The sequence below is a fragment of the Streptomyces sp. NPDC052701 genome (assembly GCF_040678355.1).
GTDB lineage: Bacteria > Actinomycetota > Actinomycetes > Streptomycetales > Streptomycetaceae > Streptomyces.
In genome coordinates, this window is sequence record NZ_JBFATO010000057.1 from 1 (window position 1) to 23,372 (window position 23,372).

General features: G+C 70.7%; 21 protein-coding genes and 6 pseudogenes. 14 read left to right on the forward strand and 13 right to left on the reverse strand.

Annotation, left to right across the window (positions count from 1 at the left end):
- Window positions 1–231, forward strand: a pseudogene (locus AB0L29_RS34440) (heavy metal translocating P-type ATPase); the annotation flags it as partial.
- A 426-nt stretch (window positions 232–657) separates the two neighbouring features.
- Here the strand turns inward: AB0L29_RS34440 and AB0L29_RS34445 are convergent.
- Window positions 658–1,443 (reverse strand): sulfite exporter TauE/SafE family protein, encoded by a 786-nt coding sequence (locus AB0L29_RS34445; protein WP_365833132.1) that lies wholly within the window; start codon window positions 1,441–1,443, stop codon window positions 658–660.
- Window positions 1,444–2,005: 562 nt separating this feature from the next.
- Here AB0L29_RS34445 and AB0L29_RS34450 point away from each other — a divergent pair.
- On the forward strand, window positions 2,006–2,416 hold the full coding sequence (locus AB0L29_RS34450) for a four-helix bundle copper-binding protein (RefSeq protein ID WP_365833134.1): 411 nt from the start codon (window positions 2,006–2,008) through the stop codon (window positions 2,414–2,416).
- 71 nt (window positions 2,417–2,487) lie between these two features.
- Here the strand turns inward: AB0L29_RS34450 and AB0L29_RS34455 are convergent, their stop codons facing one another.
- Complete coding sequence (locus tag AB0L29_RS34455; RefSeq protein ID WP_365833136.1) at window positions 2,488–3,024, reverse strand: DUF4396 domain-containing protein; 537 nt, start codon at window positions 3,022–3,024, stop codon at window positions 2,488–2,490.
- Window positions 3,025–3,104: 80 nt separating this feature from the next.
- On the opposite strand from AB0L29_RS34455, the gene AB0L29_RS34460 reads away from it, so the two are divergent.
- Window positions 3,105–3,572, forward strand: a complete 468-nt coding sequence (locus AB0L29_RS34460; protein ID WP_365833138.1) for a hypothetical protein — start codon at window positions 3,105–3,107, stop codon at window positions 3,570–3,572.
- A gap of 867 nt (window positions 3,573–4,439) precedes the next feature.
- Here AB0L29_RS34460 and AB0L29_RS34465 read toward each other — a convergent pair.
- The gene (locus AB0L29_RS34465) at window positions 4,440–5,084 is read right to left on the reverse strand and encodes a response regulator transcription factor (RefSeq protein WP_365833140.1); all 645 of its coding nucleotides are present in this window, start codon (window positions 5,082–5,084) and stop codon (window positions 4,440–4,442) included.
- Window positions 5,084–6,385, reverse strand: a complete 1,302-nt coding sequence (locus AB0L29_RS34470) for a sensor domain-containing protein (protein WP_365833142.1) — start codon at window positions 6,383–6,385, stop codon at window positions 5,084–5,086. Before AB0L29_RS34470 ends, AB0L29_RS34465 begins: the two co-directional genes overlap by 1 nt.
- Window positions 6,386–6,735: 350 nt before the next feature.
- Between AB0L29_RS34470 and AB0L29_RS34475 the strand changes: the two genes are divergently transcribed.
- The gene (locus AB0L29_RS34475; protein WP_365833144.1) at window positions 6,736–7,470 is read left to right on the forward strand and encodes an ABC transporter ATP-binding protein; all 735 of its coding nucleotides are present in this window, start codon (window positions 6,736–6,738) and stop codon (window positions 7,468–7,470) included.
- On the forward strand, window positions 7,464–9,959 hold the full coding sequence (locus AB0L29_RS34480) for an FtsX-like permease family protein (RefSeq protein ID WP_365833146.1): 2,496 nt from the start codon (window positions 7,464–7,466) through the stop codon (window positions 9,957–9,959). The genes AB0L29_RS34475 and AB0L29_RS34480 overlap by 7 nt, the downstream gene beginning before the upstream one ends.
- A gap of 88 nt (window positions 9,960–10,047) precedes the next feature.
- On the opposite strand, the gene AB0L29_RS34485 is transcribed toward AB0L29_RS34480, so the two are convergent.
- Complete coding sequence (locus AB0L29_RS34485) at window positions 10,048–11,019, reverse strand: SDR family NAD(P)-dependent oxidoreductase (RefSeq protein WP_365833148.1); 972 nt, start codon at window positions 11,017–11,019, stop codon at window positions 10,048–10,050.
- A gap of 104 nt (window positions 11,020–11,123) precedes the next feature.
- On the opposite strand from AB0L29_RS34485, the gene AB0L29_RS34490 reads away from it, so the two are divergent.
- The 3 genes and pseudogenes from AB0L29_RS34490 to AB0L29_RS34500 all read left to right on the forward strand — a co-directional run.
- A complete protein-coding gene (locus AB0L29_RS34490) occupies window positions 11,124–11,639 on the forward strand; it encodes a GNAT family N-acetyltransferase (protein ID WP_365833150.1) in 516 nt (171 codons plus the stop codon).
- 130 nt (window positions 11,640–11,769) lie between these two features.
- On the forward strand, window positions 11,770–12,249 hold the full coding sequence (locus tag AB0L29_RS34495; RefSeq protein ID WP_365833152.1) for a diadenosine tetraphosphate hydrolase: 480 nt from the start codon (window positions 11,770–11,772) through the stop codon (window positions 12,247–12,249).
- Window positions 12,250–12,717: 468 nt separating this feature from the next.
- A pseudogene (locus tag AB0L29_RS34500) lies at window positions 12,718–13,038 on the forward strand (IS110 family transposase); the annotation flags it as partial.
- Window positions 13,039–13,072: 34 nt separating this feature from the next.
- On the opposite strand, the pseudogene AB0L29_RS34505 reads toward AB0L29_RS34500, so the two are convergent.
- Window positions 13,073–13,192: pseudogene (locus AB0L29_RS34505) on the reverse strand (DUF664 domain-containing protein); the annotation flags it as partial.
- Window positions 13,193–13,198: 6 nt separating this feature from the next.
- Here AB0L29_RS34505 and AB0L29_RS34510 point away from each other — a divergent pair.
- Window positions 13,199–13,324: pseudogene (locus tag AB0L29_RS34510) on the forward strand (IS701 family transposase); the annotation flags it as partial.
- Here the strand turns inward: AB0L29_RS34510 and AB0L29_RS34515 are convergent.
- On the reverse strand, window positions 13,325–14,176 hold the full coding sequence (locus AB0L29_RS34515; protein WP_365833154.1) for a helix-turn-helix transcriptional regulator: 852 nt from the start codon (window positions 14,174–14,176) through the stop codon (window positions 13,325–13,327).
- A 101-nt stretch (window positions 14,177–14,277) separates the two neighbouring features.
- On the opposite strand from AB0L29_RS34515, the gene AB0L29_RS34520 reads away from it, so the two are divergent.
- Entirely contained in the window at window positions 14,278–15,057 is a 780-nt protein-coding gene (locus AB0L29_RS34520; protein WP_365833156.1) for an SDR family NAD(P)-dependent oxidoreductase, read from the forward strand.
- A 434-nt stretch (window positions 15,058–15,491) separates the two neighbouring features.
- Here AB0L29_RS34520 and AB0L29_RS34525 read toward each other — a convergent pair whose 3' ends face one another.
- The 4 genes and pseudogenes from AB0L29_RS34525 to AB0L29_RS34540 all read right to left on the reverse strand — a co-directional run bounded on the left by AB0L29_RS34525 (window position 15,492) and on the right by AB0L29_RS34540 (window position 17,705).
- Entirely contained in the window at window positions 15,492–15,965 is a 474-nt protein-coding gene (locus tag AB0L29_RS34525) for a hypothetical protein (protein WP_365833158.1), read from the reverse strand.
- Between the two features lie 72 nt (window positions 15,966–16,037).
- On the reverse strand, window positions 16,038–16,274 hold the full coding sequence (locus AB0L29_RS34530) for a hypothetical protein (protein ID WP_365833160.1): 237 nt from the start codon (window positions 16,272–16,274) through the stop codon (window positions 16,038–16,040).
- A pseudogene (locus tag AB0L29_RS34535) lies at window positions 16,271–17,078 on the reverse strand (IS5 family transposase). Before AB0L29_RS34535 ends, AB0L29_RS34530 begins: the two are co-directional and overlap by 4 nt.
- A gap of 39 nt (window positions 17,079–17,117) precedes the next feature.
- Complete coding sequence (locus AB0L29_RS34540) at window positions 17,118–17,705, reverse strand: TetR family transcriptional regulator (RefSeq protein ID WP_365833162.1); 588 nt, start codon at window positions 17,703–17,705, stop codon at window positions 17,118–17,120.
- 111 nt (window positions 17,706–17,816) lie between these two features.
- Here AB0L29_RS34540 and AB0L29_RS34545 point away from each other — a divergent pair, with 111 nt between their 5' ends.
- A complete protein-coding gene (locus AB0L29_RS34545) occupies window positions 17,817–18,827 on the forward strand; it encodes an NADP-dependent oxidoreductase (protein ID WP_365833164.1) in 1,011 nt (336 codons plus the stop codon).
- A 33-nt stretch (window positions 18,828–18,860) separates the two neighbouring features.
- Window positions 18,861–18,998: pseudogene (locus tag AB0L29_RS34550) on the forward strand (IS5/IS1182 family transposase); the annotation flags it as partial.
- Between the two features lie 369 nt (window positions 18,999–19,367).
- Here AB0L29_RS34550 and AB0L29_RS34555 read toward each other — a convergent pair.
- The gene (locus AB0L29_RS34555; RefSeq protein ID WP_365833166.1) at window positions 19,368–20,780 is read right to left on the reverse strand and encodes an MFS transporter; all 1,413 of its coding nucleotides are present in this window, start codon (window positions 20,778–20,780) and stop codon (window positions 19,368–19,370) included.
- Window positions 20,777–20,965 (reverse strand): hypothetical protein, encoded by a 189-nt coding sequence (locus tag AB0L29_RS34560; protein ID WP_365833168.1) that lies wholly within the window; start codon window positions 20,963–20,965, stop codon window positions 20,777–20,779. The genes AB0L29_RS34555 and AB0L29_RS34560 overlap by 4 nt, the downstream gene beginning before the upstream one ends.
- A 662-nt stretch (window positions 20,966–21,627) precedes the next feature.
- Between AB0L29_RS34560 and AB0L29_RS34565 the strand changes: the two genes are divergently transcribed.
- Together AB0L29_RS34565 and AB0L29_RS34570 are read left to right on the forward strand one after the other, a co-directional pair.
- Window positions 21,628–22,146 carry a lytic polysaccharide monooxygenase auxiliary activity family 9 protein gene (locus AB0L29_RS34565; protein ID WP_365833170.1) on the forward strand — a complete coding sequence of 173 codons (519 nt, stop codon included), beginning with the start codon at window positions 21,628–21,630 and terminating at the stop codon, window positions 22,144–22,146.
- Between the two features lie 146 nt (window positions 22,147–22,292).
- Window positions 22,293–23,024 (forward strand): chitinase, encoded by a 732-nt coding sequence (locus AB0L29_RS34570; RefSeq protein ID WP_365833172.1) that lies wholly within the window; start codon window positions 22,293–22,295, stop codon window positions 23,022–23,024.
- Window positions 23,025–23,372 lie beyond the last annotated feature (348 nt).

The following is a 23,372-nucleotide window of genomic DNA, read 5'->3' on the forward strand; positions in this document are numbered from 1 at the left end:
CTCGTACGGGGCGACCTGCGTGCCGCGGCGGACGCCATCCGGCTCGCCCGCCGCACCCTCGGCACGATCCGCTCCAACCTCTTCTGGGCCTTCGCCTACAACGTCGCCGCCCTGCCGCTCGCCGCGGCCGGACTGCTCAACCCGATGATCGCCGGTGCCGCGATGGCGTTCTCCTCGGTCTTCGTCGTCGGCAACAGCCTGCGCCTGCGCGGCTTCGAGGCCGCAAGCTGAGGCCTTGCTCCGGACCCGACGAAGGGACGGGCCGCAGGCCTGTCCCTTCTCCCGCTTCAAGCTTCGCCGCGCCCCTTGACGAGAGCTCCTCACGGTACGACCGAGGCAGGCCCCATGCGTGGCTTCGTCCACCGCGGCGGCGACGGCTGCCGGTTGCACGCAACGGCCCTGGCGGGCAGCCGCCGCCCTCCCGGACCGCCTCCGTGCCCGCCGTCGTCATCGGCGTGGAGGATGTCGAGGACGACGCCGCCAGGCAGGCCGGGACCGCGATGCTCGAGGTCCTGGCCTCCCGCCTCACGCATCAGGGCATCGACCGCCCGTCCTGCACGGGAACGTGTGCGCGCCCCCGTGGGCATGCCGTACGCCTCTGAGCTTGCTCTTCGCGGCTCTCACAGCGCTGGGTCCGGCGAGCGCGCGCCCGTCCTGTCAGCTGTGCAGGATCTGGACGGCGTAGAGGATGCCGATTCCGGCGGCGACGGCGGCCAGCAGAAGCCGGAGTGCGGTCTCGGGCAGGTACGGCTGGACGTGGGCGCCGAGGTATCCGCCGACCAGGCCGCCCAGTCCGCACACCAGGCCGAGCGGCCAGTCGGGGGCGATGTCGCCCGTGGCGGCCAGTGAGAGCAACGCGTAGGTGGCCGCGCCGACCACGGAGGTCACGAAGGTCGAGGCCAGGGCGGCGGGCGCCACCGTGGCCACCGGCAGCCCGCGTCCGACCAGGACCGGTCCGAGCAGTGAGCCTCCCCCGATCCCGTAGATGCCGCCGGCGATGCCGACGACCACGGCCAGCGCTGTCGTGGCACGAGGTGAGGGCTGCCCGGTGAGGCGGCCGCGGACCGGCCGTAGGGTGCGAAGCCACAGCCACACTCCGAGCGGCAGAAGCAGGGCGGCGATCAGGAGCCGGAAGACCCGCGGGCCCGGGACGGCGAACACACGGATCACCGCACCGATGACCACCCCTGGCACGGTGCCCGCGATCAGCAGACGGAGCAGTGGCCCGCCCAGGCGTCCGGCCCTGCGGTGACGCAGCAGCGCGCCGGGGCCGGCCACGACGTTGAACAACAGGTTCGTCGGCGTCACTGCCGGGCTCGGCACCCCCAGCACGCTGACTTGCACGGGCAGCAGGAACATCGCGCCGGAGACGCCGACCGGAGCCGTCGAAAAGGAAATCAGCAGCCCTGCGGTGAACCCGAGCAGCCCCGTCGACCACGTCACCGCAAGCCGCCCCCCTTGAAGACTGTTCCCCAGTATCAGCCGTGGGAGCCCTCACCCGCAGGCGCCCTCCGTTCCTGGGCCGGGGCTCACCCGTTGAGCTGGACCGCGCCGCCTTCATGTCGGTTGCCGGCCGGGGCGCTGGTCTGCCGGTTCCCGCGTACACCGTGCTGATCATGCGGCCCCTGGCGTGGGACGGCCACCGCGGAAGGTGAGCCAGGACGCTCCGGCAAGCCACCTCACGAGGCGGTCACCAGCGCTGCCGCCCCCTTGAGTCCTGCGGACGGCTCCGGCGGCGCTTGGTGGCCCTGCGGTGCGCAGCGAAGCCGCCCGGAACGGCTGCCTTCAGCAGGAGGACCGCAAGGAGAGCACCTACGGCCCCGCCTGTCCAGTGCCGGTTCGCCGCCAGGACACCCCCTGGCCCCAGGTGGGCGGCGAGTACGAACACCACGGCGGCGAGGCCGGGCGGCTTCGGACGCCGGCTCCGGCCCGCGGTCGTACCTCCTGACGCCCCGGCCCGCGGGCGCGTACCGCGCCCTGCCCGCAGCAGAACAGGATCGGCCTGATGAGCACTTCCGTCAACGACATGCTCCGCACCTACCCTGCCGACCTGGGCAGCGTGGACCAGCAGGCCATGGCCAGGTGCATCGAGGCGTGCCTGGCCTGTGCACAGGCGTGTACCGCGTGCGCGGACACGTGCCTGTCGGAGGGCATGGTCGGGGAGCTGGCCAAGTGCATCCGCACCGACATGGACTGTGCCGACATCCGCAACGCCCCTGCGGCCGTTCTGTCCCGGCACACCGGCTACGACGCCGACATCACCCGGGCCGTGCTCAAGGCATGCGCCCCCGTGTGCAAGGCGTGCGGGGACGAGTGCGCCGCCCACGCGGACGTGCACGAGCACTGCCGCGTGTGCGCCGAGGCGTGCCGGCGCTGCGAGCAGGCGTGCAACGATCTGCTCGCCGGCCCGGGCTGACGCCGTCGCGCACATGGCCGGGCGGCCCCTTCGACGGTCGAAGGGGCCGCCCGGCGCTGCGCTGATGCGGGTCAGTGGTAGGCGTGGACGACGGCGTGGCCCTTGCCGCGACCGATCATCCACTTGTTCACCGGTGTGGTGATCACGAACGCCACGGCGAAGCCGCCGAGCAGCGCCGACCAGAACAGCCCGTCGGACAGGTGGGCGTCCATGGCGCCCGGGGTCAGCGCGATGATCGTGTTGTCGACCAGTTCCATCACCGCGATGGAGACCGTGTCGGCGGCGAGCGCCACCTTGATCGCGGCCTTGAGGGAAAGTCCGGCGCGCACCACCGCGAAGAGGGTGAAGGAGTAGCCGAAGACGAAGGCCAGGGTGATCGCCAGGACCATGGTGGGCACGTTGCCCCACAGCAGGGCGGTGCCGATGACCATGCCGAGGATCTCGCCGATGGCGCACCCGGTCAGGCAGTGCAGCGTCGCCTTCACCGCCGTCGACCAAGAGGCGCCCTTGCCGTGGCCACCGTGTTCCGAGGGGCCGTGGTGACCGTGGCCGCCCGCAGGGGCGGTGTGGCCGTGCGCGGTACCGGTGTGGTGAGTGCTGTGGTCCATGACCCGTCATCCCCTGTTCGGCTTGCGAGGTGAGCCGGTGGCTTGGCTCCACACACAGAAACCATATACCCCCTGGGGGTATGACGCCAGTGGTGTTCCCGACCGGTTGCCGGGCGGTGGCGGAGCGCCCGGGCACGGCCGCCGTCGGCGGATTCGTGGACGGCGTCGGTGCTGTCGGCGGCCGGCAGTCGCTGCATGGTTACCGCCGTCAGCACCGTTGCCTCACCGCCCTCGGGCAGGCGGCCCAGCTGCGTCCACGATCCGTCGCCGCGGCCGGTGAGTACGCGGCCGTCGGGCGTCGGTGCCACGAGCGGGCCGGGTTCCGGCTCCTCCACCGCGACCGGGCCGGGGGCCGAGGCACCGGCGTGAGCATCGCCGCGGCCGGCCTGGGCACCCTGTCCGTCGCCGTCGCGGCCACCGCCCTCGGCAGCGTCGCCCCGCATGAAACCGGCGTCGCCTCCGGAATCGTCAGCACCTGCCGCGGGTTCGGTGCCCCAGCCGGCGCCGCGGCCGTCTCCAGCGCCGCAAGCAGCCGGGGCACCGCGTAGCACCGCGTGCAGCTGGCGCATCCTGCCTGCCGTTCACGGCCGGGGTCCCGTTCGGGCTGTGGATCATCGGTTTCGCCCCGGACGATGACGAGGAGCGCCCCGGACGGCCCCGAGCCGAAGGACATGGTTTCCGGGTACCGGCCTGGTGAGCGCTGGGCCCCCGGGGGTGAACCGGCCGGCGGTGAAGACCCCGCCTGGTACGGGGCACAGGACCTCGCCGCAACCGCCGATCGCGCTGCGGGTGGGAGAGATCCGGGGGCGTCTGTCTTCCAGGGTGCCCCGTGACCCGCCCGCGGTGGCGCCGGGCGGCCAGGCCCAGCCCCCGCTCCGGTGGTTCATCGCGGTCGGCGGGTAGGCGCGGCCCTGCCGCCGGTCTCACGGCACGGACACTGTGCGACCTGGTGCAACTGGGCTCGGGGCAGGACGGCCGTACCGAGCCGGCCGGATCCGCCGTGGGTGGGACGGGATGATCCGGCAGACGCCGAGCGGGAACGGCTGCAGCCGTTCTTCCCGGTCGGCATGGGGTGATCCCGACCCTGAAAAGCCAGGAGAGGGAAGCTCAGTGAAATGCCGGGGTCGGCTCCCCCTGCCGGCGGACGTGTCCCTGCGGGGACCGGGGCCAGATTGGCCGGTATGCGAATCCGAACAGGCAGAACCGCCGTTGTGTCTCTTGCCCTCTCCCTGTCCGTCCTGGGGCCTGTCGTCACATTCCCGTCGTCCGCCCGGAGGGCGGGCCCCGCGGCGTCGGGTGCGTGCTCCCGGCGTGCCGGGCACGGACCCTCGTACGGGATGCACTCGGGTCCGCGCCCGGTGCGGCGAGAGGGCGTGCAGGGCGTCGCGGGGCAGGCGGGAGTCCGACGGCAGGCCCTAGCCGCGCAAGTACGCGAGCACGGCCAGGACACGGCGGTTCGTCGCATCGGTCAGCGAGAGATCCAGCTTCGTCAGGATGCTGCCGAAGTGCTTGCTGACCGTTCCCTCGCTGACGTGCAGCGCCTCGGCGACCGAGGCGTTGGACCGTCCCTCCGCCATGAGCGCGAGCACTTCCTGCTCACGGGCGGTGAGCCTCGACAGAGGAGCACGGCGGTGGCGCAGCAGTTGCCGGACCACTTCCGGGTCCACCACCGTGGCTCCCGCGGCGACCCGCTGGACAGCGTCGACGAACTCCTCGACGTGTCCGATCCTCTCCTTGAGCAGGTAGCCGACGCGGGTTCCGTCCGAGGAGTCGAGCAGTTCCCCGGCGTAGGAACGCTGGACGTACTGGCTGAGGACGAGGACGGCCAACGCCGGCTCCCGCTCCCGCAGTTCGATCGCGGCCCGCAGCCCCTCGTCCGTGAAACCGGGCGGCATGCGCACATCCGTCACCACGATGTCCGGCCGGTGTTCCGCGACCGCCTCGATCAGCTCCCGCGCATTGCCGGCACCGGCCACGACCTGGTGACCGAAACGTTCGAGGAGGCCGACGAGCCCCTCACGCAGCAGCACGCTGTCCTCGGCCAACACGATGCGCAACATCAGATCCTCGTTCGGGTGGGGGAGGCGGCAGAAGTGCAGGGAACCCGAAGGCGGAAGACGGTGGGGCCGCCGGGCGGACTGGACACCAGCAGCTGGCCGTCGAGCACCGAGATGCGGTCGGCCACGCCCTGGAGGCCGGTGCCGGCCGCCGTGTCCGCACCGCCGACGCCGTCGTCCACGACCTCCACGACCAGCGTGCCCGACTCCAGCCTGCCCCGTACGCCCGCGCGGGTCGCTCCGCTGTGCTTGGCCACGTTCGCCAGGGCCTCGCACACCGCGAAGTACACCGCGGTCTCGACGGATTCGTGCAGCCTGCCCGGCAGGTCGAGATCCACCTCCACGGGTACTGCCGACCGGTCGGCCGCGTCCTCGACCGCGGCCTGCAGCCCCCGGTCGGTGAGTACCGGGGGGTGGATGCCCCGGATCAGTTCCCTCATCTCCACCAGTGCCGTCCCCGCCTCGTCGTGCGCCTTGGCGAGAAGGCTGTTGAGCGGTTCGCCCGGGCTCTCCAGCCGGGCCAGGCCGAGCGTCATGGACAGCGCGACGAGCCGCTGCTGCGCGCCGTCGTGAAGGTCGCGTTCGATCCTGCGGCGCTCGGCCTCGAAGGCGTCCACCAGACGTATCCGGGAACGGCCGAGCTCCTGGATGCGGGAGTCGAGGCCGCCTTCCCCGCAGGACAGCAACTGCCGGGTCAGCACGGCACGCCCGGCGGCCACGGCGCCCAGGGGATAAGCGAGCAGTGGCAGCAGCACCGCTCCGGCGAACGCCGCACCGAACGCTTCCGGATACGAGTCGGCCATCCAGATCTTGAGAACCCGGGCCTCTTCGCCGTCACCGGCCAGGAACATGACGAACGGGGTGCTCAGCAGACCGCCGCACACCGCGATCACCGTTCCCACGGCGAGCCCTTCCAGAGGCCACAGCACACAGGCGAACAGCACCCCGTATCCCAGCTCCCGCCAGGTCGACTGCTCCTTGAAGCGGACGCGCGCCCAGGCCGCCGGGCCCGTGCCCTCCGGTTCACGGTGCGGGCTGACCAGGACGGCGGAGTCGATGAGCAGCAGTCTCCGGCGTTCGAGAGCGGCCAGCGGAATACCCGACAGCGTGAGCATGAGCAACAGCGGAATGCCGATCAGCGCCACCGCCAGCAGGCTCCCGGCGACCGCCAGCAGGAGCAGCGAGGTGAGAGCGGCCAGGCCGACCGCCACGCTGCTCAGCAGGTACAGCGCGGCTCTCCACGGCCAGCTGCTGAGAACGTAGCGAGGCGACTGGAGCGCCTGCCAGACGGTGGGCGGATGCATGACCGCACCCTAAGCAGCCCGTTCCAGGGGTGACCACCCAGCTAGCTCCACCTCTGGGCGGGAGCTGGCTCACCGCGGGAGCCGGCCCGGTCGCAATGCGCCGGCCGGGGCCGGTCGGGTGCCTGCGCATGCTCCCGGAGGCGTGCTCCCCGGACATGGTCCGCCGTGGTCGCGTGCACGTACCGTCCCTGCCCGGGCAGGTCCTGCCGACCGCGGCTTCCCCTCCCTTCCGGTGCGGCGGTTCACGGGTGTGGGCAACAGGCGCCCACGGCAGGGTGGAGCTGTCTCCACCACCAGAACTCCGCTTCGCTGCGATGTGGACGGCGTCCGGGACGAGTTGAGTGGTCACCATGAATCAAGCAGCCGTCCGGCTCAGTTCTGTCACCCGGTCCTTCGGAACCGGAGCGGATGCGGTCACCGCATTGGACGGAGTGAGTCTCACCATCCCCAAGGGCACCTTCACCGCCGTCATGGGCCCTTCCGGCTCCGGCAAGTCGACTCTGCTCCAGTGCACGGCCGGGCTCGACCGGCCTACCAGCGGCACCGTGATGCTGGGGGACACGGACCTGACGAAGCTCGGCGAAACCAAGCTGACGCTGTTGCGGCGTGACCGGATCGGCTTCGTGTTCCAGGCGTTCAACCTGTTGCCCTCCCTCACGGCGGAGCAGAACGTGGCGCTCCCGTTGCGTCTCGCGGGCCGCCGCCCGAAGCGGTCGACCGTCCTCGGCGTCCTCGAGCAGGTGGGGCTCCGTGAACGGGCCGGCCACCGGCCCGGCGAGTTGTCCGGCGGCCAGCAGCAGCGCGTGGCCCTGGCCAGGGCCCTCGTCACCCGCCCGGAGGTGCTCTTCGGCGACGAGCCGACCGGCGCCCTGGACTCCCGGACCAGCCGGGAGGTCCTGGCCCTGCTGCGCGGCATGGTCGACCGGGGCCAGACCGTGATCATGGTGACGCACGACCCGGTCGCCGCCTCGTACGCGGACCGGGTGCTGTTCCTGGCGGACGGCCGGGTGCAGGACGAGGTGCACGCCCCGTCCGCCGGGCAGGTCGCCTCGCGCATGACCCGGCTGTCGGTGGTCCCGTGCTGAGCCTCGCCCTGAACGGCGTGCGGACCCGCTGGGTCACGTTCGTCGGGTCCTTCGTCGCCCTGGCCCTGGGCGCGGCCCTCATCACGGCCACCGGCCTCGCGCTGGCGGCCACCTTCCAGGCTCCCGAGCGCGGACCGGAGCGCTTCGCGAGGGCTCCGGTGGTGGTCCGGGCATCGGACACGCTGCGGGTGCGTACCCCGATCGGCGAGCGTACGCAGCGTCTCGCCGATCCCAGGGCCGTTCCGGAGGAGCTGTCCGCCAGGCTCCGAGGGCTCGGCCGCACGGTCGAGGACCGCTCGTTCCCCGTCACGGTCGCGGGCATCCGGCTGGCCGGCGGCGGCGAGGGAACGGTCGGGCACCCGTGGTCGGTCACGGCGGCCACGCCGTACCGGCTCACCGGCGGCCGGGCACCCGAGACGTCCCAGGAGATCGTCGTCACCGCCGGTCCCGGGGCCGGCGTGCGGCTCGGTGACCGCGTCAGGGTCACCACGCCGGACGGACCCGGCAGCCGCACGGTCGTCGGCACGGTACGGGCCACGGACTTCGAGACCGCGGTGTTCTTCACCGACTCCGAAGCCGCCAGGCTCTCCCCGCGCGTCGACGCGGTGGTGGCGTACGCGGACGCCGCCGCCGTCCGCCGGGCGGTCGGGGCCGGCTCCGGGATGGTGGTCCTCACCGGCGACGACCGGCGCCGGGCGGATCCGGACCCCGACCGGGACAGCGAGGCCCTGATCTCGGTCAACGCGCTCCTCGGTACGGCCGCGGGCATCACCGGCTTCGTCTCGGTCTTCGTGGTGGCCTCCACCTTCTCCTTCGCGGTGGCCCAGCGCAGGCGCGAGTTCGGCCTGCTGCGCATGGCGGGCGCCACCCCTCGCCAGGTGCGGCGGATGGTCCTCGCCGAAGCCCTCGTCATCGGTGTCCTGGCCTCGGCCGCCGGCTGCCGGCTGGGGCAGGCCGGGGCACCCCGGCTCGTCGCATGGATGGCCGACGCCGGTATCGCGCCGTCGTGGTTCGCCATCGGCGACCAGGCCTGGCCGCTGCACACGGCCTTCTGGCTGGGCCTGGGCGTGGCCCTGGCCGGTGTGGCGGTCTCGTCGCACCGGGCGGGGAGGGTCGGGCCCACCGAGGCGCTGCGCGACGCCGCCGTCGACAGCCGTGTCATGCCCCTGAGCCGCCGGCTGCTGGGCACCGGGGTCCTGGTGACCGGCCTGGGCCTGTTGTGCTGGACGCTCGTCACCGAGCCCGGGGACGTGCTCAAGCGGAAGACGTACATCACCCAGCCGATGCTGCTGATCGTCGGGTTCGCGCTGTTCGCACCCGTTCTGGTGCGACCGCTGACCCGCCTCATGACCTGGCTGCCCGCCCGGCTTCCCGGCGCCACCGGGATGCTGGCGCGGCAGAACACCGCTACCGGCGTGCGCCGGACGGCCGCCGTGGCCGCCCCCGTCGTCATCACCGTCGCACTGGCCGCCTCCCTGACGGGAACGACGGCCACCGTCAACGAGGCCAAGGCCACCGAGGCCAGGGCTCAGACCACCGCCGACTACGTGGCGGTCGCGCAGGGCGAGGACGGCTCGCTGTCCGCACGGTTCACGCAGCGGGCGCGGGACATCCCCGGCACCGTGGTCGGCGCCTCCCGTTCCACCGCTGTGAGCGTGCTCGAGGAAGGCGTCGCCCTCGTGCGGTCCGAGGCCAGGGCAGTGGAACCGGCGGAACTCGCCGCCGTGTCCGCGCTGCCGGTGGTGTCGGGCCGGGTGACCGACCTCGACGACCAGAGCATCATCGTCAACGAGGAGTGGCGGACGCGGACCGTCGGACAGCGGGTCGCCGTGTGGCTCGGCGACGGCCGCAAGGTGTCACTGCGTATCGCGGCCGTGCTGCGCGTCGGCACCGGCAGCAACGGCGTGTACGTGACACCGCGCAACGCCGCCGGTGCGGCTGTCGACCGCGTCGACATCAGGCTCCGTGACGGCGCCGACCGGGCCGCCGTCGAGGCGCGGCTGCGCGAAGCGGGCCGGGTAACGGGTACGCAGGTCCTGACGAAGGACGCCTGGGTGGCAAAGAGCCATCCCCGCTCCAGCGAGAACACCCGCCTGGGGCTGCTCATGATTCTCGGGATCGCCCTCGTGTACACGGGTATCGCCCTGGCGAACACGCTGGTGATGGCCACGTCCGACCGGGTCCGTGACCTGGCGGTTCTCCGTCTCACCGGGGCGACCGAACCGCAGGTGCTCCGTCTCGTCGCGGTGGAGGCGCTGGTGGTCGTGGCCGTGGGCACCGTCCTCGGCGCTGTCGTTTCCGGTCTGAACCTGCTCGGTGTCTGGGGTGCGCTGGGACTCCTCGGCGTCTGGTCACCGCTGGTCGTGCCCTGGGAGGCCATCGGTGCGGTGGCGGCCGCGAGCGCCGTGCTGGCCGTGGTGGCCGCCGTCGTGCCGGCGTTCGCGGCACTGCGCACGAGGCCGGCCGAGCTGGCGGGAACGCGCGAGTGACCCGCCACGGCGTCCGGCTGATCGACGTGCGCCCCGAGCCTTTGATCAAGGAGTCGGATCGGACGCTGGGTGCTGTGACGACGGGAGGTCAGACGCGGAGCATGTCGGTCCAGACCGCCCAGAGGCGCTTGGCGATAGCGGGATCGAGCGCCCATTCCTTGACACCGTGCGGGTGCTGCGCGAGGTCGGCGTCGTTCGTCACGGTGCAGGCCTTTTGCGCGTCATCGAGGTAGGGGCCTCCTGAGTGGGCGAACTCCGGGGCGACGGCCGCGACAAGGCTGGTGGCGGCTCCCTGCTGGACCGTTTTGCACGTGAAGACTCCGGCGGCCTCGGCCGCATCGAGTGACTGCTTCTGTTGCGCAGTGAAGTTCCGCTGCAGACCCGTCGCGACACCGCCGGGGTTCACTGCATCGGCGACGATGCCGTCGGACGCCCACAGGCGGATCGCCTCGACGGCGAACAGGGAGTTCGCCGTCTTCGACTGGGCGTAGGCAATCTGCGGATCGTAGCTGCGCCGCTCGAAGTGGAGGTCGTCGAAGTCGATGCTGGCACGCATGTGCGCCGTCGAACTGACCGAGACGATCCGTGCTCCGTCGCGCTCGGACGCTCCGAGGACCAGGGCGTCGTGGAGGCCGATGGCGAGCGCGAGGTGACCCAGATGGTTTGTCGCGAATTGCCACTCCCAGCCCTCGCGGGTTCGTTCGGGGTCACCGGTGACTACGCCCGCGTTATTGATCAACAGGTGAAGCGGGCCGCTCCACGCGTCGACGAACGGCATGACGGTGGTCCTGTCGGCGAGGTCCAGCCGGACGACTCGGGGGCGGATCTTTCCGGTCGATCTCTCGATCGTTTCAGCGACGGCGTCACCCGCAGCCGTGTTCCGCACGGCGCGCGTCACCTGCGCCCCAGCCGCGGTCAACGCGCGGGCCGTCTCGATCCCGATGCCCGAGGAACCTCCCGTCACGATCGCGCGGATGCCGGTGAGGTCAACGCCCCGCACCACCTCGTCCGCCGTGCTGGAGGCGGTGAAGGGCGTGGAGAGGGGTTCGCGAGCCGTCACAACAGCGACCGCCGCGGCGACGGTCCAACCGTGCCGGTGGCAACAAGCCCGCCTGTGTGACAAACTACCGCGCTTCGACTCAGCTGAGCGGAAGGCAGGCAGTCGTGGCTGATCATTGGGTGAAACTCGAACTTGACGTTGCCGGGTTCGATCAGGACCGCTTCGAGAAGTATGTGGCGAAGTGCCAGGCCCAGGGCTTACGCTTCACGACTCTCGCTGATCTGGGAGACACGCCGGAGCGTCGTAGGGCGCTGTTTGAGCTCAACAGGGAATGCGCTGCCGACATACCGGAAAGAGGAAAGTTCTACTCCTTTGACGAATATGTCGAGCGGCGCTTTGAGGTGCCGTCCTACGATCCGCGAGGTGTCGTGATCGCCTTGGACGGCGAGGCCTGGATCGGTATGGCGGCGACGTCGCGGCATGAGGACTTCATGGTCAACGAGATGACCGGCGTGAGAGCCCGGTATCGAGGTCAGGGCATCTCCATCGCCATGAAGACGTTCGGGATGGCTTTCGTCAAGGAGTGCGGAGCGAGCAGGGTCCGCACCTTTCATCATCCGGCCAACGCGAGCGCGATTGCCATGAACCGGAAGATGGGCTTCGTCGATGCGGCCGACTGAACGATGCCCTGATGGCGATTCTTGAAAACGGCCCGGGTCGCCCCTCGCCTCGCTCCGTTGGCCCTTGAAGTGAGAGGGAAAGGCGGGGAGTGAAGAGCAGGTCTTGATCGCCTGTGGATAGGTTCGGTCCATGACTGGTGACTGGCGGACGGACCGGATCGGGGCTGCTCTGCGGGGTGAAAACCCGACCGTTCTGCGGCGGCTTGCGTCGGGATTTGCGGTGATCGGGGATGTGCAGTTCCTGCCGGGCTACTCGGTTCTCCTCGTGGATGAACTGAATGTTCAGCGGCTGTCCGACCTGCCGAGGACCAAGCGGCTGTCGTTTCTGTCCGACATGGACCGACTGGGGGAAGCGGTTGAGCGGACCTGTCGGCAACTGGACCCTGAATTCCGTCGGGTCAACCTGGAGATCCTGGGGAACACTGATCCGTTCTTGCACGCCCATGTCTGGCCGCGCTTCGAGTGGGAGCCGGCCGAGTTGGTGGGCAAGCCGGTGTGGCTGTATCCGCGTGAGCGGTGGAGTGACGAGCGGTTCAGGCTCGGCCCGCAGCACGATGTACTGCGGGGTGCGATCGGCAGCGAACTGGACCGGTTGCGTTCGACGGACTGACGGCGGGCCTGCCGACCGTCAGGTCGGCGGGCCCGGGGATCAGTGACGGTCGGTGAACGTCATGGAGTCCCTCGCAGGGGGCTGTCACGTTGTTGGTCGAGTGGGTTTCCGCCGGTGTGTCGGGACGAAGATCGTCTCAGGTCATCAGCCAACGTGGCAGCGCCGTCGCGGGGTGACGCGGGCACCGGGCCGATGCCTCCGTCTCCCCCGGCCGTTCCAGGCCTCTGCCAGGAGCGGCACGGCCCGGTGCCTCCGTGATCACCGCGAAACCCACGGCGGGGGCGGACGTTGATCGTCACGGCGTGAACCCACTCCAGGATCGATCTCTTGTTTCACTCGCGAGCCCGTGACCTCTGCGGACAGATCGGGACCCCTGGAGTGCGCTGGTGTTGCGAACGGCTGCTGAGATGGCGGACCGACGAGCCCTGGGAGCAGAGCTCCACGTGCCCACATGTGCTCGTGACCTGCATGTACAAGCGGACGTGGGAGGACAGCTTGACCGTCTTCCGCGGCCTCGACCGGGCGGAACGCCATCACGACGTCGCCGTTGTCGAGGACTCCGGCCCCCTGTTCACCCAACCCGCATCACCGACGATGTGGCCGGCTGCAACAAGCTGCCGGACCTCCTGGCCGGACACGGCGACAGCCCCGATGCTCCGATACCGGTGGCCATCGAGACCGGCCAGCCACGGCCTCTTCGTGACCGCCCCGCGCAGGGGCAGTCGCAAGGTCTTCGCGATCGACCCGTTCGCCGCCGCCCGCTACCGCCACGGCGTCAGCCGCAAGAAGGTTCCTGGTCACCTTCCGGCCGCGCGGGCGCGCCTCATGCGCCGGTAGACCCGTCGATCCGCTCGCGGATGAGGTCGGCATGGCCGTTGTGACGTGCGTATTCCTCGATCATGTGCACCATGATCCAACGCAGGCAGGCTCCCTGATCGCCGACGCTCCGGTCGCCGAGCTGGTCCGCCCGGCAGAGATCCGCTGGCGCATCGGGCACGACCACCGGGAACTCGGGCACGGCCTGGACCTGGAGCACTTCGAGGGACGTTCCTGGACCGGCCGGCACCACCATGTCCTACCGGTGCTCCGTCTCGGCGAAGCGGTCCAGTCCGAGCACGGCGAGCAGCTGCAGCTTCTCGTGGCTCTCGGTCCGCGGCGGAGCGGTCAGCACGAGGAGGGTCTGGGACTGGTCCTCGGTGAACAGCGCCTGGCAGTCCAGTTCGAGCGCGCCGAGTTCGGGATGGATGAGCGTCTTGTGGTCCTCGAAGCGCTGTGCCACCTCGTGCCGCTCCCACAGCTCGGCGAACTCCTCGCTCGTCCTCTGCAGGGCGCGCACGAGCTCGCCGGCCTGGGACCGTGGGCCCCGCAGCCCGTAGGCGGCGCGCAGGCTCGCGACCTGGGCGCGGCTGTGGCGGTCGCGGTCGGCCTCGGGGTAGCGCGACCGCTCCCCGGGATCGGTGAACCAGCGGTAGACCGCGCTGCGGGCGAGGCCCGTGTACCCCGATGCGTCGCCGAGCAGGGCGGCGGCCATCCTGTTCTGCACGAGCGTCTCCCCGAGGTCGGACAGGATGCACGCCGGAGTGTCGTCGAGGCGGTCCAGCACGCGGAGCAGTGCGGGGGCGACGTGGGTCGAGGACGACAGCGGCGCCGGAGCGTTGTGCCCGGCGATCCGGTACAGGTAGGTGCGCTCGTCGCCGGTCAGCCGCAGCGCCCGGGCGAGCGACGCCAGTATGTGCTCGCTCGGCTGCGGACCGCGTCGCTGCTCCAGCCGCGTGTAGTAGTCGGTCGACATCACGGCGAGGGACGCGACCTCCTCGCGTCGCAGACCCGGGGCCCTCCGGCGCGCGCCGGTGGGCAGCCCGACGTCCTCGGGCTGGAGCGCCTCGCGGCGGCGGCGCAGGAAGTCGGCCAGTGCTGCACGGTCCATGAGGTCGATTGTCGCCCGGTCACGGTGGGCGGGCCAGGGATCGCCGATCCCCCGATAACCGGTCTCTGCATCTGCGGCGCCGAATCGGTGACAGTCGAGGCATGAACATCACCGGAAACACCGTCTTCATCCCCGGCGCCACCAGCGGCATCGGTCTCGCCCTCGCCCTCGAGCTGCGGGCCAGGGGCAACACCGTCATCGTCGGCGGCCGACGAGCCGAGCTGCTGGAACGGATCGCGGCCGAGCACCCCGGCATCGGTACGGTGCGGATCGACACCACGGACGCCGCGAGCATCACCTCCGCCGCGAAGGAGGTCCTGGCCAATCACCCCGGCCTCAACGTCCTCGTCACGATGGCCGGCGTGATGAACATCGAGGACTGGCGCGATCCCGCGTCGTTCCTCGCCTCCGCGGAGTCCACGGTGACGACGAACGTACTCGGCCCGATCCGGCTCATCGCCGCGTTCGTGGAGCACCTGCAGGCACAGCCGGACGCCACGATCATGACCGTCTCCTCGGGCCTCGCGTTCACGCCGCTGAAGGTCACCCCGAGCTACAACGCGTCGAAGGCGGCGATCCACATGCTCAGCGAGTCCATCCGGCTGCAGTTCGCCGGCACCTCGGTGAAGGTCGTGGAACTCGTGCCGCCGGCCGTGCGCACCGCCCTGCTGCCCGGGCACGAGGACAACGAACTCGCCATGCCGCTGGACGAGTTCGTGGCCGAGACGGTCGCTCTGCTGGAGACGCAGCCCGACGCGAAGGAGATCCAGGTCGAGCGGGTGAAGTTCCTGCGCTACGGCGAGGCCCGCGGCGACTACGACCGGGTCGTCGCGACGATCAACGCCTCCGACCCGCACGGGAAGCAGTCCGGCGGGTCCTGACCTTCAGGATCCGCCTGGCCACCGACCGACGCTGCCGGCCGACGGCATCTCCGACACGGCCGGGGCGAAGCCGCCGAACAGTGCGTCCATCGGCACGGCGGTTGCCCGCGCCCCGCGCCGGCAACCGCCCGACGAACCACCGGAGAAGGCGGGGCCGGCCGCGTCATCACCCCGGCCGACGGGCCACCTGTCCGCTCGACACCTCGACGCGGCCTTGGCGCCGTCGCCGCCGGCCTGACCCTGCCCTGGGGCTCCGGCGCCGCGGAAGGCCACGTCAACCGCATCAAGAGGCTCGAACGCCAGGTGTTCGGCCGCGTCGGCTTCGAACTCCTCCGTAAACGTGTCCTGTTGCCGTGACCGAGCGTCACCGTACCGCACGCAGCGGACCAGAGCCCGGAGATCAATCACAAGTCCGCGGAGCATGAGTCGGCGTGTCACTCCTCATCGAGGGATGCCTGCCGGGCAAGGAACTCCTCGAACGCCGCCTTCTGCTTCGGATCCATGAAGCCTTGGCGGACATTGCGGGCCTTCTCCTGGAGCCAGTGCGCCTCGTCGGGGTCCAGCAGCTCGGCGACCACCACGCCTTCGCGAGCAACCGCCGTGCGTCCTCCCACGCGACGGCGAAAGAGCGTGAACGCGCCGAATTCCTCCGGGTGGGCCAGTTCCGGCTCCTGCGCCACGGCCTGGTTCTCGTCCTCGGCGCCCCTCGTCGGGTAGGCGGTGGGGGCCCAATGCTCCCAGAGCGCCAGTGTGGCCGCGGGCACCAGTACCGCGCGTTCCGCCTCTTCGCGCCCCTCCCACATGAACGTGACGGAGACGGGCTCGCCGACCGCCTCGGCCAACCCGAGCACCCTCTCCACCTCATCGTCGACCGGGTGACCCACCACTACGTCGATCTGAATGCCCATGGTGCCCGAGGCTACTGGCCGCTTCCGACATGCCTGCCCACCGCTCCTGCACCTCTCTCCCCTGGTGCCGGGTCACCGAGCGGTGAGGACGCGCGCCCAAGGCTCATCGATGTCGGCCGGACCCAGCATGGCGACCAGGTTGTCGAGCGTTCCGGCACCGAACCAGCGCCGCACGGCGTCGTCGTCGCCCCGCAGTTGCCGAACGGTGTCGGCCGGCTTGGTGGATTCGACGTCGAACCCCTCCCGTGCCGATCGCGCGGCCGAGGCCGCGGCCGGCGTGCGGCCATGCCGGCTAAGACGCCGTTTCATTTGGTGAGTCGGCGGTAGCTGATGAGGGCTGCGGCGATGCCGACGAAGGCCAGGAAGTGCTCGGCCTTGCGCTCGTAACGGCGGTGCAGCCTTCGGCAGCCGGCCAGCCAGGACACGGTCCTTTCGACAACCCAGCGGTACCGGCCGAGCCGGGTGGAGGACTCGATGCCCTTGCGGGCGATGCGGTGGCGGATGCGACGCTCGCGAAGCCATTTCCGCAGGTGATCGTAGTCGTAGCCCTTATCGGCATGGAGCTTGGCCGGACGCCGGCGGCGCGGGCCCCGGCGGGAGCGGACGGGCGGGATCCCGCGCACGAGCGGCTGCAGGCCGAGGCTGTCGTGCAGGTTGGCGCCGGAGATCCCCAGCGACAACGGTACGCCGTTTCGGTCGGTGATGAGGTGAATCTTCGATCCCGGCTTGCCACGGTCGGTCGGATTCGGTCCGGTCAGTGGCCCCCGTTTGCCGCCCGGACGCTGACGGAGTCGATCGCGCACCGCGACCAGTCCAGCTCACCCCGCACGCCGAATTCGTCGAGGATGACCCGGTGCAGCCGGGCCCGCACCCGCTCCCGGCTCCACTGGGCGAAGCGCCGGTAGACGGTGGGCCAGGCCGGCCCGAACACCGGCGGCAACTGCCGCCAGGTGCAGCCCGAGGTGGCCACGAAGATGATCGCCGCCAGACATTCGCGGTCCCCGGCCCGTCAGCGGCCGCGCCCTGCGGGCGTATGACCTCCGTCGGCGGGACCACCCGCCGGAACAGCGTCCACAACTCGTCCGGCACCAACCGCTCGACCAGAACCGTCATGCACCGCTCAACGAACGATCAAGCCAATAGAAACGGCGTCTAAGGGCCCGGGGGCGGTGTTCCCCCGGTACCGGTGTTCGCCGCGCTGGTCAGGATCGCGCTCGCGACGACATCGAAGAGGTGATCGGCGCGTGGGGCGAGGGAGGGCTGATCGCCGAGCCACGCGAGTGCCGCCACCAACGCGAACAGGTCGGTGCCGTCGATGTCGGTCCGCGCCGCGCCCGCGGCCTGGGCGCGGGTGAGGAGCCGTGCGCCGGCCGCGCGCAGGGTGACGCACGCAGCGTGGAGTGCGGACTCGGTGTCCTCGATGGCGGCTGCCATCAGCACTGTCACGCCCCGGTACTCCGTTGTCCACGCGACACAGTCGCGCAGCCACGAAACGAGAGCGTCTTCGGGCGAGCTCGACGTCTCGAGCTCGCCCGCCCTCGCCGTCAGCCCGTCGAAGCTGGTGCGGAGCAGGGCCTCGAGCAGGGCCTCGCGCGTCGGGAAGTGACGCAGCAGTGTCGCGAGCCCGACACCGGCCCTGCGCGCGATGTCGCGCAGGGATACGTCGACGCCTTGCTCGGCGATGGCGGTGCCCGCTACTGCGAGCAGGTGGTCGCGGTTCTTCCTGGCGTCGGCCCGCACCTGTCCCCCTTGACTATCCGGATCAGTGGTCCATATATTCGGATCAGTGATCCATTTATGTGGAGCACTGATCCGAATAAGCCTATCCCCCGGCACGGGCAGGAGAAAACGATGCCGACACACACGATGAGGGCGATCCGGCTCCATGAGCACGGCGGCCCTGAGGTGCTGCGCTACGACGAGGTGCCGATTCCCGAGCCGGGGCCGGGCGAGGTGCTCGTTCGCGTCCATGCGGTCGGCGTCAATCCCCCCGACTGGTACCTGCGGGGCGGGCTGACCACCATGCCTGGGGAGACGGAATCGACGGTCAGCCTGCCGGTGATCCCGGGAACGGACGTATCGGGCGTCGTCGAAGCCGTCGCCCCGGACGTGGACGGCCTCGCCGTCGGCGAGGAAGTCTTCGGCCTCCTGCGTTTTCCCAGCTTCCACGGCAGCGCGTACGCCCAGTACGTGGCCGCGCCCGCGTCGGACCTCGCACGCAAGCCGACCGGCATCGACCACGTGCACGCCGCCGGTGCGCCCATGGCCGCACTCACGGCGTGGCAGTTCCTGATCGAGGTCGGACACGATCACCCCTCACCCTTCCAGAGGGCACGGCACCGCCCGGTGCCGCTCGACGCCGACACCACGGTGCTCGTCAACGGCGCCGCGGGCGGCGTCGGGCACTTCGCGCTGCAACTGGCGAAATGGAAGGGCGCGCACGTCATCGCGGTGGCCTCGGGCGCCCACGAATCGTTCCTGGGTGAGCTCGGTGCCGACCGGTTCATCGACTACACCAAGAGCCGCCCCGAGGAACTCGCACGCGACGTCGACCTCGTCCTCGACACCGTCGGCGGTCCCGACAGCAGGCGGTTCCTGCGTACGCTCAAACGCGGTGGCGCCCAGTTCCCCGTCTTCCCCGGGGACTTCGACGAAGAAGAGACCGCGAAGCTGGGCGTCACGGTCTCGAGCGCCCAGGTCCGCTCGAACGGCGCGCAGCTCGCCGAGCTGGGACGCCTGCTCGACGCGGGCACGATCCGTGTCGCGATCGACAGCACGTTTCCGCTCGCGGACGCCCGAGCGGCACACGAACGCGCCGCCCGAGGACACATCCAGGGCAAGATCGTCCTCACGGTCGCCTAGACGTCGTCTCATCTGGGCTCGTAGCCCTGAGACATGACGATCGTGGAGCGGCTGGTCCCGGACGGGTCGTGGGAGTTGTTCCAGCGGGTGGTGCCGCCCGCTCCGACACGGCCGCAAGGCGGTGGGCGGCGTCGTCATGGTGACTGTGAGGTGCTCGCGGCGATCGTCTTCGGGCCACGACGGACTGTACGTGGCGGCGGTCGCCGATGGTCTTCGCCGACGCCGCCGCCCACCGGCGCTGAGCCTCGGACCCGGGCTGCCCGGAGACGAGTCCGAGCCGGTGGAGAGCATCCAGCGCACTGCCTGCGGCCTGCGCCGGACGGCTTCGGCCCCGGCTTCGACGGCCCGTTGACCGCGGTCGTGGACACATCGGAGTCCGGGGTCACCCAGGTCACCACGGACCTGGTCGTCAAGGCCGTGCGGGGAGTGGACGGGGTCGCTGCAGCCAGTAGGCCAACGCGGGTCCGGAGATACTGGCCCCGGAGATCAGAACCGTGCGCTTCGCGGTGGTCCTCACGTCCGTCGACGGGCCGGTGGGTGTCATGCCTGGACTCCTTTTCCCGTGACACGGACAACGAGCAGTGACAACGCGGCGACGAGGCCGGCAACGACGAACCCCGTGACGAAGGCCGATTCGGCCGGCCGACCCGTCATCGGCTCGGCCCCGGCGTCGAGGATCGCGCCGGCGACCTGGGCGCCCAGGGCGACGCCGATCACGCGAGTGACCACGAGCAGGCTGGTGGCGATGCCGATGTCCTTGGTCTCGATGGCGGTGGCGGTGCCGGCCAGCAACGCCGTGGTACCGACGCCCGCGGCGAACGCGGTCAGCACCTTCGCGAGAACGAGCTGCCATTCCGCGGTGTGCAGCGACGCCAGGGCGATCATCGTGACCGCCGTGACGGCGGTGCCCACGACGACCACGGCACGCGGACCGAAACGCCGCGCCGCGATCCCGCCGACCGAATCGCTCACCGCCCCGGCGATGGCGCCGGGCAGCAGGAACAGTCCGATGTCGGTGGTGCCGGCTCCGAAGCCGTATCCGCCGGCCGGTACCGCGAACAGCTGAGGGAGGAGAAAGAACACCATCCCGGAACTGGCGGTGATGACGAAAGTGAGCACGCACGCGCTCCACATCGCGGGCTTCGCCAGCATGCGCAGATCGACCATCGGCGAGGCCGCCCGGCGCTCGACGACGACCCACCCGGTCGCGAGGGCGGCCACGACCACCGCGATGGCACCGACCGCGAGTGGCGGTACGCCGCCGTCCCTCGTCACCGTCACGAGCCCGAGCATGAACGCGAGCAACGTGCCACTCAGCAGAACCGTGCCGGGCCAGTCGATCCCGTTGTCCGACCGGACCGGCGGATCATGCGGCATCAGCCGGGTCACGGCCAGCGTCGCCGCGACGATCGTGATCGTCGGCAGCGCGAACATCCACTGCCAGGACAGTCCTTCCGCGATCGGCCCGGCGAGCAGCGTTCCCACCGTGCTGCCGCCCGTGAACAGCGCGACGACCAGCCCGATCGCCGCCTGTGACTCTCCTGCCGCGAGGTGTTTGCGCACCAGGACGAACGAGAGGGGCAGCGCACCCACCATGGCGCCCTGCAATACCTGACCGAGCAACAACACCGGCAGGTTCGGCGCCAGGCCGGCCAGCAGACCACCCACCGAGACCACGGCCATCAGCCGGACCAGCACCCGCTTTCCGCCGTAGCGGTCGCCGAGTTCGCCCGCGACGGGGGTGATGACCGCGCCGGTGACGAGTAACGCGTTGCCGATCAGGGCTCCTTCGGCAGGACTGACCCCCAGCTCACGTTGCAGCAGCGGGAGCGCGGGCTCCACCACCGACTGCAGGGTGCCGAGGGCGAGGGCCAGGATGCCGAGGGCACCGATCGGCAGCCATCCGATGCGGACCGGGGATACCACGGCTTCGGACAGGGGCGTCCTTCTCACGGGCGCTCACCCCGCAGTCCGAACGCGCTCTGCGACTCGGTGCCGGGCACGGAGAGGTCCTCTTTCTCCCCGGCCGGCGCCATGGCGGCGGCGACGGCCGGCACCGGGGCACCCGGCCACGGACCGTCCACGAGCCGGCGCCGCCGGAAGGCCCACCGTCCGATCCGGTAAAGGAAAGTCGTCACCTGCTGATCACTCCAGACACCACTGGACAAGAGGGATGCGCGGGATCTCGCGCGCCTCCCACACTTCCCTGCGGCGCCCTGGCCGGCATCGTCCCCCGCAGCCGTCCTGGCCTGGTGCACCCGGACCAGCCGCTCGCCCGTCCTGGTGCCTACGCACTACAGGCCGACCCGGGCCGGGCGGGGCTTGGTGGGGAGTTCGGCGACCTGAGCCGCAGCCGGACCGTCCCACCGCCGGCGGACGGGCGGCAGTCCGTGACCTGAGGCGGCGCCGACGGCATTCCCGGATCACCCGAAGCGCGTTCTGAGTGCGGAGGGGCCACCCTCTCCGGCCTGCGCTCCCGGAGTCGGGAGCAGTCGCGTTCCGCGTCGTCGCGCCGGTGGGCGAGTACGTCTCTTATGACGCACAACGTCCCAGGAGTGCCGTCACATCACGCCCTTGACACGCTCACACCTGCCGCTTGTATGGTCTAGTCCAACAGAACTCACCGCTCCGCTTCGGTAGTTGATCCTCCGCGGGCTCCGACCACTTCCCCGCGAGGACGGTGAGTGCGCGTCACCTTCGCGCCTCTGGCCCCACCCGCGAGAGGTCCTCCCGCCGCGCATGGCCCCCCCACCGATGGTCACGTGCGTCCCCGGGAAGACCTGATGTGAAGGAGTTTTTCATGCGTACCAGCAAGACGAGGGCCGCGCTGATCGGCGCGGTCCTCTCCCCCGTGATCGCCGTCAGCCTCCCCGCCTCCTCGGCGAGCGCACACGGCTACGTCTCCAACCCGCCCAGCCGCCAGGCCCAGTGCGCAGCGCGTACGGTCTCCTGCGGGGACATCACCTACGAACCGCAGAGCGTCGAAGGCCCCAAGGGCCTGACCAGCTGCAGCGGCGGCAACAGCCGCTTCGCCGAACTGGACGACGACAACAAGGGCTGGGCCGTCACACCGGTCCCGAAGAACACGACGTTCTCGTGGAAGCTCACCGCGCGCCACGCGACCAGCACCTGGGAGTACTACGTCGGCGGTCAGCGGATCGCGCTGTTCAACGACGGCGGGGCCAAGCCGGGCGAAGTGGTGAACCACCAGGTCGACTTCGGCGGTCTCAGCGGGAAGCAGAAGGTCCTCGCCGTCTGGAGCGTGGCCGACACCAGCAACGCGTTCTACGCCTGCATCGACGTCAACGTCGGCGGCTGACAGTCCGATCGGAGCGGTCCCGGGAGTGAGCAACCCGCTCCCGGGACCGCGGCACACCGCCCGGACGAGACATCCCATCACGGCGGGCCCCACTCTTCCCCGCCCCCACGTACCTTCCCCCCACACCAAGCAGGAGAGCCGACACCGTGCACCTCCGCAAACTCCCGCTGCTGGCCGCCACCGGTGTGGCCGCCACCCTCTGCACACTCACGCTCGCCCCCTCCGCCCTCGCCCAGAAAACCGACGCGAGGGCCGCCGCCGAGTTCGTGATCACCGAGGCGCAGTTCAACAGCATGTTCCCGAACAGGAACTCGTTCTACACCTACAGCGGCCTCACTGCCGCGCTCGGCGCCTACCCGGGTTTCGCCGGCACCGGCAGCGACACGGTCAAGAAGCAGGAGGCCGCCGCCTTCCTCGCCAACGTCAGTCACGAGACCGGTGGACTCGTCCACGTCGTCGAGCAGAACACCGCCAACTACCCGCACTACTGCGACACCACCCAGCCGTACGGCTGCCCCGCCGGGGGCGACAAGTACTACGGACGCGGCCCGGTCCAGCTGAGCTGGAACTTCAACTACAAGGCCGCCGGCGACGCCCTCGGCATCGATCTGCTCAACAACCCCGACCTCGTGCAGAACGACGCGTCCGTCGCCTGGAAGACGGGCCTGTGGTACTGGAACACCCAGAGCGGTCCCGGCACGATGACCCCGCATGACGCCATGGTCAACGGCGCCGGGTTCGGCGAGACCATCCGTGCCATCAACGGCAGCCTGGAGTGCAACGGCGGCAATCCGGCGCAGGTGCAGAGCCGGGTCGACACCTACCAGCGCTTCGCCCAGCTCCTCGGCGTCGAGCCCGGCGGCAACCTCAGCTGCTGAAGCCGTCCGGCTGCCCGGTCCGCCGGGCAGCCGGACCCGGGTCCGGGCCCTGCGGCTGACCTGACGGCTGCCGGAGTCCTGGCCGAAGGGCGGGGTCACCGGCCGTCTCGCCGTGACGAGTGATGCCGCCCTGTCAGGGGCACCCCTCCCTGTTGCTGCGCCCGTGCAGGGCGGCATATCGGCATCGCCTCCGAAGAAGCCGAGGGAGCCCAGGGAGGGGCGGACGGCCTCCTCGAGGAACCGACGGGCCGAGGGGCGCAGTGCGCCGCTCCACGACGGCTCACGGCGGCGCTCCCGGGAAGCGCCGAGTACCGTGTCGGCGGAGTCCACCGCACCGGTGCGGGCGAC